Here is a 14,332-nt window from a genome sequence, read left to right as displayed (position 1 = left end):
CAAAATCGGGTGTTCTGGAACCTTCTGCGTCTGCTCGCGGGTAAGCAGCGGTCAGCCATGCAACGCGCGGTACGCGCCGATGGCTGCCTCGTGCAGTGGGATGACACCGGTCTGAATCATCGACGGCGGCCCGAGGTACTGCAGGCCGCGAACGTAGGGAGGTACCAGGCGCGCTGCGTCGGTCGCCAACACGTCGACGACTGCGGCCACCAAGTCGGCCGCGACGTCGTGCCGGACCAGAAGCAGATCGGGCACTCCGATGGAGCGGATGCCTGGCGGGACGTACCCGCCGGCAGGCACTCGGTGGACGAAGTACGGGTAGCCGGCACGCCGGCTCATCGGCCCGGCGATCGCACCGATGTCGAGCATCCGAAGCGGCAGCTCCTCGTCGAGTTCGGCGATCGCGGGCGTCGGCACTCCACCAGACCACACCAGCGCGTCGATGCTTCCGTCCGCCAGGTGGGCCAGCCCCTCCTTCAGTCGATAGTTCACCATCACAACGACGCCGCCAAGACCTGCGGTCTCGAAGAGCAACTCGCTGGTCGCCGCGGCGCCCGATCCGCTGGGGCCGATCGAGACACGTTGACCCTTGAGGTCGGAAAGTTGTTTCGCGGCAGCGGTTTCCCGCACGATCACCTGCAGGTAGTTTTCGTAGACACGGGCCACCGCCTTGGGCGCGGTGTCCGACGTGCCGGTCGCTCGATCCTGCTCGGCGACGTCGGCAAGAGCGAGACCGAGGTCGACCCGTCCCGCGCGCAGCAGGGCGAGGTTTTCCACCGTGCCCTCAGTGGCCAGCACGTCGACGGTGATACCCGGATAGCGGGTGTTGAGCTGCTTGGCGAGGAGTTGCGCGAACGCCAGGTACAGCCCGCCGGGATCCCCGGCCGCCAGCCGCAGATGCCCGCTCGGTTCGGTCCGGATGGTACAGGCTGCGGCCAGCGTGGCCGTCGCGAGAAGGAATGTGCGACGGCTCATTTCGACCGATTTCCTACTCATGCGACTCACCTGTTCGCGGCAGACGGTAGCGGACCAGCAGGCCGCCTTCGGGAGCCTTTTCGACGGTGATCGCCCCGCCGTGTCCCGCGACGATCTCAGCGGCGATCGCCAAGCCCAGGCCGGTGCCCGAACCGTCGTCCTTACCGCGCCAGAATCGTGTTGCGGCCCTTGATATGTCGCTGTCGGGCAGCCCGCAGCCGTTGTCACTGACCACCAGGTCGACGGTCGCGCCTGCCCGTTCAACCGACACCTTGACGGTGACGCCCTCCCCCGCGTAACGCAGCGCGTTCTCCAGTGCGACGTCGAGCAATTGCTCGACATCATGTCGGGCGAGCGCGACGACGGGCCCGGGATGCTCCGAGTCATCATGCAATTGCTGGTCTTCGCTCGCGAGAATCGGCTGCCAGTACGCGACGCGTTCTGCGATCACGTCAGTGAGGTCCGTCGACTCCGCCGCCGTGGACAGCCCGGCTTGCCTTGTGCCGCTGACCTGCTCGGCGCGCGCCAGGCGCAGCAGTTGTTCCATCAGGTTCTCGAAGCGGTCCAATTCAGCGGTCATCGACATGTACGTCGACCCACCCGCGTCGGTCACGTAGTCCTCGAGAGTGTCTGCACGCAACCGGACAGCGGCGAGCGGATTGCGCAACTGATGGGCCGCGTCGGCGACCAGACGCCGCTGACGCTCCAGCGAGGCACGCACCACCTGAGCCATCGTGTTGAACGCCGACGTGAAGTGGCGCAGTTCCGGCGGTCCCGCCACGTTGGCCGGCGGCCCGGCCACCCCCTCGGTCATCTCCGCGACGGCGCGCTCGAGTCCGTCGAGCGGACGCAGTACCCACCTCGTGAGCGACCACGCGACGACGGCGGCCAATACCAGAAATCCGAGACAGCCAACGGCCACCCACAGCCACCCGATGCCGACATCGCGTGCTGCGGCGGCAGGGTCGACGGCCAGGACGACTGCACCGACCAGTTCGCCGTCGCTGCGAATTCCGGTCGCGGCGAGAAGGTGGCGTCGATCCCACGGCAGTACGCGCGTCCATCGCTCCGCGGGCGCGTCGACGAGGGCGTGACTGGCCGCCGTCGCGACATCGGACTCAGTGACATCCAGTGCGTGTGACGCCAATGGCCTGCCGTCGGAATTGACGATCAGCAAGCCTTCGCCGTACACCTCGTAATAGCGGTCGACGAGGCGTTGCAGTGGCGCGTCGGGCACCGCCGCCGCATCGGCCAAAGCCGACAGCTGCCTGTCCCGTTCTGCGGCAAGCGTCGCGGTTCTTCGGTCCGCGAGGCTCAATCCCAACGGCACGGCCAGTGCGGCGATCGCCAGCAGCGACAGCACGACCAGTACCGCACGAACCCGCAACCCCATGTCAGGTGTCCAGCCGGAAGCCGAAGCCGCGCACCGTTTGCAGTGGCAGTCCCACCAGCTTCGCCCTGAGCTGTCCGATGAAGAAGTCCAGCGACCTGGACCTGCCGACCACCGCCGTGCCCCACACCTCCAGCATCAGTTCTTCGCGGCTGACCGCTTCACCCTGGCGGGAGGCGAGTGTGGCGAGAATCTGGAACTCAGTTCTGGTGAGCGCCTGCGGTTCTCCCTCGAGCGTTACCTCGCGACGTTCCCGGTCGACGGTGACGGGTCCGGCGACGACCGGGCCGAATGTGGGCGCGGCGTCGCCGCTGCGGCGGATACGTCGCATCACGGCGTCAATTCGGGCCATCAGCACGGCTTTTCGGATCGGTTTGACAAGATAGTCGTCCGCTCCGGCGCGAAGACCGAGCACCACCGCGCCGTCGCTGTCCCGGGCCGTCATGATGATCACCGGCACCGCCGACGCCCGCCGCAACGTGCGCAGCACATCGAGGCCGTCCATGTCCGGCAACCCCAAGTCCAACAACACCAGATCGCAGCCCTTGACGCGGTGAAGCGCGTCGCCACCGCGGGCGGTTCGGACGACCGACGCGCCGGCCTGGCGGAGAAGCTCGGCGAGAGCCGACGCGACCCCCTCGTCGTCCTCGACTAGCAGCACCTGCATGGCGCTGATGCTAAGCAGGGTCGGCCAGAACCTCATCGACTTTGGCCTGTCCGGGTTCGGCTGCCCGCAAATGCCGCGTCTCGCGCTCAAGCTGCGAGCTGCGCGACGACTCGCCCATGAAGACGTAGACCAACAACGAGATCAAGCCGCAGCCCGCGACGTAGAAGAAGAACCAGTGCTCGTGACCGATGTTCTTCAGGCCAAGCGCAACGTACTCCGTCGTACCCCCGAAAATGGCGACGGTCAGCGCGTACGGCAGGCCCACACCCAGCGCGCGGATGCGGGCCGGGAAGAGCTCGGCCTTCACCACGGCGTTGATCGACGTGTAACCCGACACGATGAGCAGGCCGATCATCATCAGCGCGAACGCAGGCAATGGCGAGCTGGCGTGTGAGACAGCAGCAAGCAACGGGACGGTGCACACCGCCGCACCGATACCGAATGCGATCAGTAGCGGGCGGCGTCCGATCCGATCCGACAAGGCACCGAACGCAGGCTGGACGCACACGAAGATCAGCAGTGCAACGAAGTTGATCCACGTCACCTGTTCCTTCGGCAGGCCCGCGGTGTTGATCATGAACTTCTGCATATAGGTGGTGAACGTGTAGAACGCGATGGTGCCGCCGAGCGTGAGGCCCACGACGGTGAGGCACTCCCGTGGATAGGAGAGCAATACCCTCAGGCTTCCCCGTTCAGAGTTCTCGGGGCTTTCGCTGACGGCGAGCTTGTAGTTCTCCGACTCATCCATCGTGCGCCGCAGCCACATCACGGTCACCGCGGCCGCCGCCCCGATGACGAACGCGATGCGCCAGCCCCAGCCGTGCATCTGCTGCGGAGTGAGCACCTGCTGCAGGACGATCTGCACACCCAGCGCGAGCAGCTGGCCGCTCGTGAGCGTCACGTACTGCAAGGAGGAGTAGAAGCCGCGTCGGTGCGGAGTCGCAACCTCACTCAAATAGGTTGCGGAGGTGCCGTATTCACCACCGAGGGACAATCCCTGCAGCAGTCGCGCGGCGACGAGCAGAATGGGCGCCAGAGCACCGATCTGCGCGTAGCCCGGCAGGACCGCGATGCCCAGAGAACCGATGCCCATCAGCGTGACCGACAGCGTCAAGGCGGCGCGGCGGCCGAATCGGTCCGCGTACCTGCCGAATATCCAACCGCCGAGCGGCCGGACAAGGAATCCGACCGCAAAGACGCCTGCGGTGTTCAACAGCTGCGCGGTTTGATTCCCCGAGGGGAAGAACACGCTCGCGAAGTAGATGCTGAACGCCGCATAGGCGTACCAGTCGTACCACTCGATCAGGTTTCCGAGCGACCCCCGAATCACGTTGGCGGCCACCGGCCTCTGTTTCGTATCCATGTTCCCCCAATCCCCTCATTACTGGTTGGTGTTCAATTCCACACGCCTGCACGGATATTGGTGACGACGCCGTGTATCTCCGCGACGCGTGTGTGATCGAGTCCCCACGGTTGTTCCACGCCGACACGCTCGTCGAGATCCCACAGCACACATGTTTCGCCGGGTCTCGCGACGAACTCCCATGCGATGACCGTCCTACGCAGTTGCTCATCCATCGGATCCGACGCCGCCGCAATGGCGTCGGGTGCGCCGCCGACCGGATGGTGATGCATGAACTGTCCATACGCCTTGAGGCAGAACGCCTGATACCGGGCGGTACACAAGATCAGGCCGTGCCAAGCCTCGTCCACCGCATGCGAGGGCATCCCTATCATCTGCTTGTCATGCAGCCCCGCGGCGCAGCAGCGCAGCCATTGGCGCAGACCGGTCTCGATGAGGTCGCGTGGCTCCCACGGGCACGTCTTGAACATCCCGGGGATCAGCTCGAGTTCTGCCACCGCCCGATGAGCACGATCAAGTCGCTTGTTGTATCGCATCTGTCCCACCTCCCCCCTAACCGCCGCAACCGCCGCAGCCACCGCAGCCTCCGCAACCGCCTCCGCAGCCGCCACAGCCTCCACTGGCGCCCACCGCGCCAAGGCTCATCCAGGCGCCAGCCTTGGTAGCCCGTGAATGCGTGGGGTCCGAATCCTCCCCGGCCGACCAGACGGCCGCGGAATGACGCCTCAAGACTTGAATGTCTTTGCGATAGCGTGCTTCCGCCGTCACCGGTTCCCGATGCCGCGCCCGCCACACCAGTACGCCGAGTGCAAGCGCCACCCCCAGCGCCACGATCACGGTCAGCAACATGATGGGCCCCCTCCGTTGGAGATGCTCCGATCATGTGAGCCCAGCCGCAGGACCTGAAAGGGAAATGGCCGCAGTGGGGTGTTTCCTTGCACAATCCACAGGTTCGGTAGGCCGCGATCAGCGGAATCTGTGGATCGTGCAAGGAAACAGGGCGCTTGACCCCTCTTCACTTATGCGGACGACCACACCGGTCACACCATGGCTGTAACAACGGCATGGGGGGAACCATGGCAATGGAAACGACACACCAGCACGAGACGGTCTACCGCTACCGTGCGACAGCCCACGACAGCCTTACCGATTGGATCGACAAGGCTGCACACGCCACCGCTTCACGATGGTGCGGCGGTCATTGCGTCGTTGCCTCGATAGGCCACTTTCACCTAGACAGACCCATCAGAGTCGGCGAACTCGTCGACGTGCACGCCACTCTCGTCTATACCGGGTGCTGTAGCATGCACATCCTCGTCACCGTCTATTCAAGCGGTCAAACCGCGCAGTGCCCAGTCATTTTCGTCGCTGTCGACGACACGGGTAGTCCTGTCGAGGTGCCAAAGTGGGTGCCCGTGACGATGCTCGACCTCCAACGGCAGCGACAGGCCAGGGTGCGGATCGGGATGCGCAAACGCATCGAAGACGCGATGACCGCCCTGAACCACTCCGTGGCGGGTGGCACGACACTGCGTTTCGGTACCGGCGATTGCGACGTCGACCCCAACGGCCGAGTGCGCGCCGGTCGCGTCATGCAGTGGATCGACGAATCCGCGCGCGCGTGCGGAGCCGATTGGACAGGCGCCGAAGCCATTACGGCCTACGTGACCGGTATCCGTTTCTGGCGTGCCATCGGTCCTGGCGACACGGTGAACGTCAACGCACGAGTCATTCACACGGGACCGCGCAGCGTCCATACCAGCATCTACGTCACCACCTCGCGGTGCCCCGACCCTGTGGCGCTCGGAGCGCTCGTCGTCGTCGCACTCGACGAACGCGGGCAGGCCCGGCGTGTGCCCGCGTGGCAACCGCGATCCGCCGAGGACCGCCGATTCGATGAGCTCGCGCGGCACCTGATCGAGCTACGACAGTCCAACGAACCCTTCACCACCGCGGTCGCCTGACCCGGCACGCATGAAGTCAGAACCACCCCTCGGGGGCGCGGCCGGACAGCGCTTGGGTCAACTGCCGCGCCGAGGCGCGGACCGCGTCGACCAGAGCAGGCAACTCGGTATTCGGGCGGTCCTCGCGACGTGTCGCGCTGAACGCGGCGACCGGACGGCCCGCATGGTCGAACGCGCACGCCGCCACCGACTGCAGGCCGTCAGTGATCATGCCTGCCTCCTCGGCCCACCCCTGCTCGTGTTCAACCCGCAGGAGTCGCCGCAACTCGGCAAGTGAGTTGGGCCCACGTTCGGTGCGACGGATGAACGACGCCGACGAGGGAAACAGCGCCCGCACCTGAGCCGCCGACAGGTGGGCGAGGATCGACCGGCCGTTCGCGGTCAGATGGGCGGGCAGTCGCACACCGACGTCCGTGACGAGCGTGACGGGGACGCCAGCTGTCTGCGGTTGCTCTTTCAGCAGATAGACACTCTCCGCGCCGTACAGGATCCCGAGGTGAGCCGTCTCGCCGACCGCCGCGGCCAAGCGCCTGAGAATTGGCCGGGCGATGTGTTCGAGCGGTTCGTGGCGCAGATATGCCGACCCGACCTCGAACGCCGAGAATCCGAGCGCGTACGCACGCTGATCGGGCAGGTGCACGACGAACCCACGGTCGATCAGCACCTCGAGCAGGTGGTAGGCCGACGAGCGCGGCATGTCGAGATCGCGGATCAACGCCGAGCCCTGCACCGGTCCCGGCCGCGACGCAAGGTGCAGCAGCACATCGAGGGCCCTGCCGACCGCTGGTGACGTGCTGGACATCGCCTACCTCCGCACTTCGCTTGCCGAGACTGCGGAGAGATCGCGGTTTTCGGCGAGACGGCGATCTGGCCGCAGTCTCGGCGCAACGGCATACTCCCCGACGTCTCGGATACGAGACACTATCCCGCGATTGTGCCTACCGCAACCGCGCCGCGTGCGGTGTGCTGATAGCACCACAGAGTTTGGACCAGCGGAAAGAGAACACCATGACGTCCACCGCGCGCCTTGTCCGCGCCCCGCACGGCACCGAGTTGTCCTGTAAGGGTTGGCCACAGGAGGCCGCGCTGCGGATGCTGATGAACAACCTCGATCCCGAGGTCGCCGAACACCCCGAGGATCTGGTCGTCTACGGCGGCACCGGCAGGGCCGCCCGCAGTTGGGAGGCCTTCGACGCGATCGTCAGGACCCTGCGCAGCCTCGAGAACGACGAGACCATGCTGGTGCAGTCCGGCAAGCCGGTCGGCGTGTTCCGCACTCACGAGTGGGCGCCGCGGGTGCTGATCGCGAACTCGAATCTGGTTGGCGACTGGGCGAATTGGGAGCAGTTCCGCAAGCTCGAGGCCGAGGGCCTGATGATGTACGGGCAGATGACCGCGGGTTCGTGGATCTACATCGGCACGCAAGGCATTCTGCAGGGCACCTACGAGACGTTCGGCGCGGTCGCCAAGAAGCGGTTCGACGGCACCCTGGCGGGCACGATCACACTGACCGCCGGCCTCGGCGGCATGGGCGGCGCACAACCGTTGGCCGTCACGATGAACGACGGCGTGGCGATCTGCGTGGACTGCGACGAGACCCGCATCGACCGCCGTATCGAGCACCGCTACCTCGACACCAAGGCCGTCGACATCGACGAGGCGCTCCGGTTGGCCATCGAGGCCCGCGACGCCAAGCGACCGCTGTCGATCGGGCTGTTGGGCAACGCCGCCGAGGTGCTTCCCGAGATGTTGCGCCGCGATGCGCCGATCGACATCGTCACCGACCAGACCTCGGCGCATGACCCGCTGTCGTACTTGCCGATCGGCATCGACTTCGATGACATGAAGAAGATGGCCGACAAGGATCCCGTGTACTTCACCGAACAAGCGCAGCAGTCGATGGCCAAACACGTCGCCGCCATGGTCGGCTTTCAGGACCGCGGCGCAGAGGTGTTCGATTACGGCAACTCGATCCGCGATGAGGCCCGAAAGGCCGGCTATGACAGGGCTTTCGACTTCCCTGGCTTCGTGCCCGCCTACATCAGGCCGCAATTCGAAGAGGGCCTCGGCCCGTTCCGGTGGGCCGCGCTCTCTGGTGATCCGAAGGACATCGCCGCCACCGACCGCGCGATTCTCGAGCTTTTTCCGGAGAACAAACACCTCACCCGGTGGATTGAGATGGCAGGCAAGATGGTGTCGTTCCAGGGGCTGCCGGCACGCATCTGCTGGCTCGGCTACGGTGAACGCCACCGCGCAGGGCTGAAGTTCAACGAGATGGTGGCGTCTGGTGAACTGTCCGCCCCCATCGTGATCGGCCGCGATCACCTCGACTCCGGATCCGTTGCGTCGCCGTACCGGGAGACCGAGGCGATGCTCGACGGATCCGACGCGATCGCCGACTGGCCGCTGCTGAATGCTCTGGTGAACACCGCGTCCGGCGCGACGTGGGTGTCGATTCACCACGGCGGCGGTGTCGGCATGGGCCGGTCCATTCACGCGGGCCAGGTGACCGTCGCCGATGGCACCGCGCTCGCAGCGGAGAAACTCACAAGGGTGCTGACCAACGATCCCGGCATGGGCGTGATCCGTCATGTCGATGCCGGCTACGAGCACGCGACAGAAGTAGCCATCGAGCGCGGTGTGCGGATTCCCATGCGGGAGAACGCGTGACGACATTCGACGCGCTGTGGCCGACGATCTCGGACGTCGGTAGGCATACCTCCACCGGCGGCTATCGCCGTTACGCGTGGTCGGATGCCGACATGATGCTGCGCGAATGGTTCACCGGATGCGCTGCCCAGCGCGGGATGGACGTCGAGGAGGACCGCAACGGAAATCTGTGGGCGTGGTGGATGCCGCCAGGCTGGACTGGAGATCCGACCGACGCGTTCGTCACGGGCTCACACCTGGATTCTGTGCCCGACGGCGGCGCCTTCGACGGGCCACTGGGCGTGGTGTCCGCGTTCGCGGCCGTCGACATCATCCGCGAGCGCGGCATCGTGCCACGCGTTCCCATCGCGGTCACCGCGTTCTCCGACGAGGAGGGCGCGCGGTTCGGTGTGGCATGCGTCGGGTCCCAATTGTCGACCGGCGCACTTGCCGCCGACCGGGCCCGCGGGCTGCGAGACATCCACGGTGTCACGTTGAACGAGGCGATGGCCAAATTGGGCCGCAACCCCGAACATCTCGGTCCCGATCCTCGGATCGGCGACCGTGTCGGGGTCTTCGTCGAACTGCACGTCGAACAGGGCCGCGCGCTTGACCTGATCGACCGTCCCGTGGCGGTCGCGTCGGCGATCTGGCCGCACGGCCGGTGGGAGTTCACCTTCCGTGGTGAAGCGAACCATGCAGGCACCACCAGGCTCGCCGACCGGCGCGACCCGATGCTGGCGTTCGCATCCTCCGTACACGCCGCGAGATCACTGGCCGCCGCGCGGGATGCCGTCGCGACCTTCGGCAAGGTGATCGTTGCACCCAACGGTGCCAACGCGATTCCGTCGTCCGTGCAGGCCTGGCTGGACGCCAGGGCCCCCGACGAGGCGACGCTGCGGTCGCTGGTGGACGAGATCGGTACCGAGGCCCACCGGCATGCCGCCGCCGATGGCATCGACCTGGCGGTCGAAGCCGAATCGGTCACCCCCATCGTCGAATTCGCCGAGGCGCCGCGGGCCCGACTGCAACGTGCGCTCGGCCATCTCGGGGACATCCCGGTACTGCCCACCCAGGCTGGCCACGACGCAGGCATCCTGGCCGCCGTTGTGCCTACAGCGATGTTGTTCGTACGCAACCCGACCGGTGTGTCGCATTCACCGCAGGAGTTCGCGGAAGCCTCCGATTGCAACACCGGAGCGCTGGCCCTCGCGGACGTGATGGCGGATTGGGTGACATCGTGACCGACACGTGGTGGTGTGAACACGCCTGGCTGGGCGGCGACACGGTCACCGGCGGTGCACTTTTCACGGTCACCGACGGGCGCATCACCGGAATCGAGACCGACATGGCGGCGCACCCGGACTCACACCGGTTGCGTGGCCTGGTCATCCCCGGGTTGGCGAACGCGCATTCGCACGCCTTCCACCGCGCACTGCGCGGCCGCACCCAACATGACCGCGGATCGTTCTGGACATGGCGTGATCTGATGTACCGCGCCGCCGATCGACTGAACCCCGACAGTTACCGCCGATTGACCCGCGCGGTCTACGCCGAGATGCTGCTCGCCGGAATCACCTCGGTCGGTGAGTTCCACTACCTGCACCACGACGCCGGCGGCACTCGCTACGCCGATCCCAACGCCATGGGGCACGCCGTGATCGACGGCGCTGCCGACGCCGGCATCCGACTCACGCTGCTCGACACCTGCTACCTGAGTTCCGGACCGGACGGTGCACCGCTGGCCGGCCCCCAGCAGCGATTCGGCGACGGCTCGGGCGACGGGTGGGCGGACCGCGTCGAATCGATGCGCCAGCAGGTTGACAGTCCTTCTGTCCTGCTTGGCGCTGCGCTGCATTCGGTCCGCGGCGTTCCCCTCGAGCACATGCCCGCCGTCGTCAAATGGGCTGAGATCCACGATGTTCCGCTGCACGTGCACTCATCGGAGCAGACGCGCGAAGTGGAGCAGAGCCTGGCGGTGCATGGCCGCACCCCGATAGCGGTGCTGCGTGACGTTGACGCACTGGGGCCGCGAACCACCGCCGTACATGCCACCCATCTCTCGGCCGACGACATCGCCGATATCGACCGCACGTCGACCGGGGTGTGCTTCTGTCCCACCACCGAACGCGACCTCGGCGACGGCATCGGCCCCGCACCCGCACTGCTGGCAGGCCGTGGGATGTTCTGCCTTGGCTCCGACAGTCACGCGGTGATCGACCTCTTCGAAGAGGCCCGCGCGGTCGAACTGAACGAACGCCTCGCCTCGCGTACACGCGGCACCATCGCGGCCGATCGGTTGTTGCGGGCGGCCACCTACGATGGTCACCGCGCGCTTGGCTGGGCTGATGCGGGCGAATTTGCGGTCGGTGCGCGGGCGGACTTCGTTGCCGTGCAGATGGATTCGATTCGCACCGCAGGCGGCGGCGCCACGGTGCAGAATCTTGTGTTCGCCGCGGCCACATCCGACATCACTGATGTCGTGGTCGATGGTCGTGCCGTCGTGGTCGACCGCAAGCATGCCGGGGTCCCCGACGTCGAAGCCGAACTGTGCTCCGCCATCAGCGAATTGATGGACTGCCGATGACCGTTCTCTACACCGATATCCGGGAATTGGTCACCAACGACCCCGCCAACGCCGACGGCGATCCGCTCGGCATCATCGCCGACGCGGCCGTTGTCGTCGACGGCCCGCAGATCGCGTGGGTGGGCCGACGTGCCGAGGCGCCCGACGCCGACGAGCGGGTCAGTTGCGAAGAGTGCAGCGTGATTCCCGGATTCGTGGACAGCCACGCTCATTTGGTCTTCGCGGGCGACCGATCGGCCGAGTTCGCAGCGCGGATGAGCGGCGAACCCTACGGTGCGGGTGGGATCGCTTCGACGGTGGCCGCAACCCGGGCGGCCGATGACACCGCCCTGCTCACCTGGGTGCAGCGCCTCGCCGATGAGCTGCTACGAACAGGGATCACCACATTCGAATGCAAGAGCGGCTACGGGCTCACCGTCGACGACGAGGCCCGCTCGCTGCGCGTCGCGCGGGCTGTCACAGAAGAGACGACGTTCCTTGGCGCGCACGTCGTTCCGGCTGAATTCCGTGACGACCGTCGGGCGTACATCGATCTGATCACCGGCCCCATGTTGGGCGCTTGCGCACCGCACGCCCGCTGGGTGGATGTGTTCTGCGATCGAGGCGCCTTCGACGTCGACGAAGCCCGCCACATCCTCACGGCGGGCATGGCCGCTGGTCTCGGCGCCCGACTGCACGCCGGCCAGCTGGGGCCCAGCGCGGGTATCCGGCTCGCCGTCGAACTGGGCGCGGCGTCGGTGGATCACTGCACGTATGCCACCGACGATGACGTCGACGCGCTGGCGGACGCCGCCGACACCACCGTCGCCACACTGCTGCCGGGAGCCGAGTTCTCGACGCGCGCACAGTATCCCGATGGTCGGCGACTGATCGACGCGGGCGCAACGGTGGCGCTGGCCACCGACTGCAACCCCGGCAGCTCATACACCACCAGCATGCCGTTCTGCATCGCCATCGCGGTACGGGACATGAACTTCACACCGGCCCAAGCGTTATGGGCCGCCACCGCGGGCGGCTCGGCCGCGCTGCGCCGCGACGACGTCGGTGTGCTCGCCGTCGGGCGGCGCGCCGACTTCGTCCGGTTGGCCGCCCCGTCGTACATCCACCTGGCGTATCGCCCCGGTGTGCCGCTCGTCCGCGATGTGGTGCGGGCCGGACAGCACCTCTTCGAGAAAGTCGAGTCACGATCGTGAACAACCAAACCGTCGTAGTCGGTGTCGGCCCCGTCACCCCCGACGAACTGGTGTCCGTCGCCCGAGACGGTGCCACGGTGAACCTTTCCGATGAGGCACTGGACGCGATCACCAAGAGCCGGGCTCGCATCGAGGACCTCGCCCACGACCCGAAGCCGGTGTACGGGGTGTCCACCGGGTTCGGGGCCCTGGCCAGCAGGCACATCCCGCACGAACTGCGGACGCAGTTGCAGCGCAGCCTGATTCGCTCACACGCCGCAGGCTCAGGTGCAGAGGTCGAGCGCGAGGTCGTCAGGGCCATGATGCTGCTTCGGCTGTCCACTCTGGCCACCGGTCGCACGGGTGTGCGGCCCGAGGTCGCCCAGACCTACGCCGCGATGTTGTCCGCGGGGCTCACCCCCGTGGTCTACGAATACGGCAGCCTCGGCTGTTCCGGCGACCTCGCGCCGCTCGCGCACGTCGCGCTGGCCGCGATCGGCGAGGGCGCCGTGCGCACGGCCGAGGGGGAACTTCTGCCCGCCGCTGACGCGTTGGCACGGCACGGCATCGAACCCCTCGTGCTCGCCGAAAAGGAGGGGCTGGCGCTGATCAACGGCACCGACGGCATGCTCGGCATGCTGGTGCTGGCGCTGCGCGATCTGGACGGGCTGCTCAAACTGGCGGACGTCGCGGCGGCGATGAGCGTCGAAGGACTGCTCGGCACCGCCCGAGTCTTCGCGGAGGATCTGCACGCCCTTCGCCCGCACCCTGGGCAGGCGGTGGCGGCGGGAAACATGCGCCGGGTGCTTGCCGACTCACCGATCGTCGCCAGTCACAGCGGGCCGGACTGCTCGCTGGTGCAAGACGCGTACTCGCTGCGGTGCGCGCCTCAGGTGGCGGGCGCGGCGCGCGACACAGTCGAGCACGCCCGCACCGTCGCGGGCCGCGAATTGGCCAGCGCGGTGGACAACCCCGTCGTCACGCTGGACGGACGCGTCGAGTCGAACGGCAATTTCCATGGGGCCCCGGTCGGCTATGTGCTCGACTTCCTCGCGATCGCGGCGGCTGACATGGCGAGCATCAGCGAACGCCGCACCGACCGATTCCTCGATGTAGCGCGCAGCCACGGGCTGAAGCCGTTTTTGGCCGACGATCCCGGCGTGGACAGCGGCCACATGATCGCGCAGTACACGCAGGCCGCGATCGTTTCGGAACTCAAGCGTCTGGCCAACCCTGCGAGTGTCGACTCGATTCCGTCGTCAGCCATGCAGGAGGACCATGTCTCGATGGGATGGTCGGCCGCCCGGAAACTGCGCAGGGCCATCGACGGGCTGCGCCGCGTGCTCGCGATCGAGGTCTACACCGCGGCGCGCGGCATCGAGTTACGCGCGCCGCTGGCGGCGTCGCCCGCGACCTCGGCTGTCATCGCCGCGGTCAGGACAGCCGTACCCGGGCCAGGCACCGACCGCTACCTGGCACCGGAGATCGATGCAGTCGTCGCCCTGGCGGCGTCCGGGCAATTAGTGGCGGCCGCGGAGGGAGTCACCGGCCCATTGGGCTGAGGG

The 14,332-nt window shown here is 66.8% G+C and carries 12 protein-coding genes; 6 read left to right on the top strand and 6 right to left on the bottom strand.

The window, feature by feature from the left end:
* Positions 1-51 precede the first annotated feature (51 nt).
* From ACGFK1_RS00865 to ACGFK1_RS00845, 5 genes are read right to left on the bottom strand one after another with little or no spacing between them, the layout of a single operon-like run.
* Complete coding sequence (locus tag ACGFK1_RS00865; RefSeq protein ID WP_393424188.1) at positions 52-996, bottom strand: TAXI family TRAP transporter solute-binding subunit; 945 nt, start codon at positions 994-996, stop codon at positions 52-54.
* Positions 989-2,368: a sensor histidine kinase gene (locus ACGFK1_RS00860; RefSeq protein ID WP_393424185.1), complete on the bottom strand. Its 1,380-nt coding sequence runs from the start codon at positions 2,366-2,368 to the stop codon at positions 989-991. The genes ACGFK1_RS00865 and ACGFK1_RS00860 overlap by 8 nt, the downstream gene beginning before the upstream one ends.
* Before the next feature lies 1 nt (position 2,369).
* Positions 2,370-3,032 carry a response regulator transcription factor gene (locus tag ACGFK1_RS00855; RefSeq protein ID WP_393424182.1) on the bottom strand — a complete coding sequence of 221 codons (663 nt, stop codon included), beginning with the start codon at positions 3,030-3,032 and terminating at the stop codon, positions 2,370-2,372.
* Positions 3,033-3,042: 10 nt separating this feature from the next.
* Positions 3,043-4,395: an MFS transporter gene (locus tag ACGFK1_RS00850; RefSeq protein WP_393424179.1), complete on the bottom strand. Its 1,353-nt coding sequence runs from the start codon at positions 4,393-4,395 to the stop codon at positions 3,043-3,045.
* Between the two features lie 32 nt (positions 4,396-4,427).
* Positions 4,428-4,931 (bottom strand): hypothetical protein, encoded by a 504-nt coding sequence (locus tag ACGFK1_RS00845; protein WP_393424176.1) that lies wholly within the window; start codon positions 4,929-4,931, stop codon positions 4,428-4,430.
* A gap of 528 nt (positions 4,932-5,459) precedes the next feature.
* On the opposite strand from ACGFK1_RS00845, the gene ACGFK1_RS00840 reads away from it, so the two are divergent.
* Positions 5,460-6,359: an acyl-CoA thioesterase gene (locus ACGFK1_RS00840; RefSeq protein WP_393424173.1), complete on the top strand. Its 900-nt coding sequence runs from the start codon at positions 5,460-5,462 to the stop codon at positions 6,357-6,359.
* Positions 6,360-6,375: 16 nt separating this feature from the next.
* Here the strand turns inward: ACGFK1_RS00840 and ACGFK1_RS00835 are convergent, their stop codons facing one another.
* The gene (locus tag ACGFK1_RS00835; RefSeq protein WP_393424170.1) at positions 6,376-7,161 is read right to left on the bottom strand and encodes an IclR family transcriptional regulator; all 786 of its coding nucleotides are present in this window, start codon (positions 7,159-7,161) and stop codon (positions 6,376-6,378) included.
* Positions 7,162-7,367: 206 nt separating this feature from the next.
* Here ACGFK1_RS00835 and hutU point away from each other — a divergent pair, with 206 nt between their 5' ends.
* Genes hutU through hutH form a run of 5 tightly spaced genes read left to right on the top strand, consistent with a single transcriptional unit; the run spans position 7,368 to position 14,329 of the window.
* Positions 7,368-9,029, top strand: a complete 1,662-nt coding sequence (gene hutU / locus ACGFK1_RS00830; RefSeq protein WP_393424167.1) for a urocanate hydratase — start codon at positions 7,368-7,370, stop codon at positions 9,027-9,029.
* A complete protein-coding gene (locus tag ACGFK1_RS00825) occupies positions 9,026-10,252 on the top strand; it encodes an allantoate amidohydrolase (RefSeq protein WP_393424164.1) in 1,227 nt (408 codons plus the stop codon). The genes hutU and ACGFK1_RS00825 overlap by 4 nt, the downstream gene beginning before the upstream one ends.
* Positions 10,249-11,595 carry a formimidoylglutamate deiminase gene (locus ACGFK1_RS00820; RefSeq protein WP_393424161.1) on the top strand — a complete coding sequence of 449 codons (1,347 nt, stop codon included), beginning with the start codon at positions 10,249-10,251 and terminating at the stop codon, positions 11,593-11,595. The genes ACGFK1_RS00825 and ACGFK1_RS00820 overlap by 4 nt, the downstream gene beginning before the upstream one ends.
* Positions 11,592-12,788: an imidazolonepropionase gene (hutI, locus tag ACGFK1_RS00815; RefSeq protein ID WP_393424158.1), complete on the top strand. Its 1,197-nt coding sequence runs from the start codon at positions 11,592-11,594 to the stop codon at positions 12,786-12,788. Before ACGFK1_RS00820 ends, hutI begins: the two co-directional genes overlap by 4 nt.
* On the top strand, positions 12,785-14,329 hold the full coding sequence (gene hutH, locus ACGFK1_RS00810; protein ID WP_393424155.1) for a histidine ammonia-lyase: 1,545 nt from the start codon (positions 12,785-12,787) through the stop codon (positions 14,327-14,329). The genes hutI and hutH overlap by 4 nt, the downstream gene beginning before the upstream one ends.
* Positions 14,330-14,332 lie beyond the last annotated feature (3 nt).

Origin of the sequence: Mycobacterium sp. NPDC048908 (assembly GCF_043197955.1) — a bacterium.
Lineage (GTDB): Bacteria > Actinomycetota > Actinomycetes > Mycobacteriales > Mycobacteriaceae > Mycobacterium.
The sequence above is the reverse complement of the archived record's forward strand: the minus strand, read 5'-3'. Positions and strand labels throughout refer to the sequence as shown.

Excerpts from the sequence above, each read along its gene's own strand:
- ACGFK1_RS00835 (WP_393424170.1), bottom strand. The coding sequence starts at position 7,161 with ATGTCCAGCACGTCACCAGCGGTCGGCAGGGCCCTCGATGTGCTGCTG.
- ACGFK1_RS00845 (WP_393424176.1), bottom strand. The coding sequence starts at position 4,931 with ATGCGATACAACAAGCGACTTGATCGTGCTCATCGGGCGGTGGCAGAA.
- ACGFK1_RS00850 (WP_393424179.1), bottom strand. The coding sequence starts at position 4,395 with ATGGATACGAAACAGAGGCCGGTGGCCGCCAACGTGATTCGGGGGTCG.
- ACGFK1_RS00860 (WP_393424185.1), bottom strand. The coding sequence starts at position 2,368 with ATGGGGTTGCGGGTTCGTGCGGTACTGGTCGTGCTGTCGCTGCTGGCG.
- hutI (WP_393424158.1), top strand. The coding sequence starts at position 11,592 with ATGACCGTTCTCTACACCGATATCCGGGAATTGGTCACCAACGACCCC.
- ACGFK1_RS00840 (WP_393424173.1), top strand. The coding sequence starts at position 5,460 with ATGGGGGGAACCATGGCAATGGAAACGACACACCAGCACGAGACGGTC.
- ACGFK1_RS00855 (WP_393424182.1), bottom strand. The coding sequence starts at position 3,032 with ATGCAGGTGCTGCTAGTCGAGGACGACGAGGGGGTCGCGTCGGCTCTC.
- hutU (WP_393424167.1), top strand. The coding sequence starts at position 7,368 with ATGACGTCCACCGCGCGCCTTGTCCGCGCCCCGCACGGCACCGAGTTG.
- ACGFK1_RS00865 (WP_393424188.1), bottom strand. The coding sequence starts at position 996 with ATGAGTAGGAAATCGGTCGAAATGAGCCGTCGCACATTCCTTCTCGCG.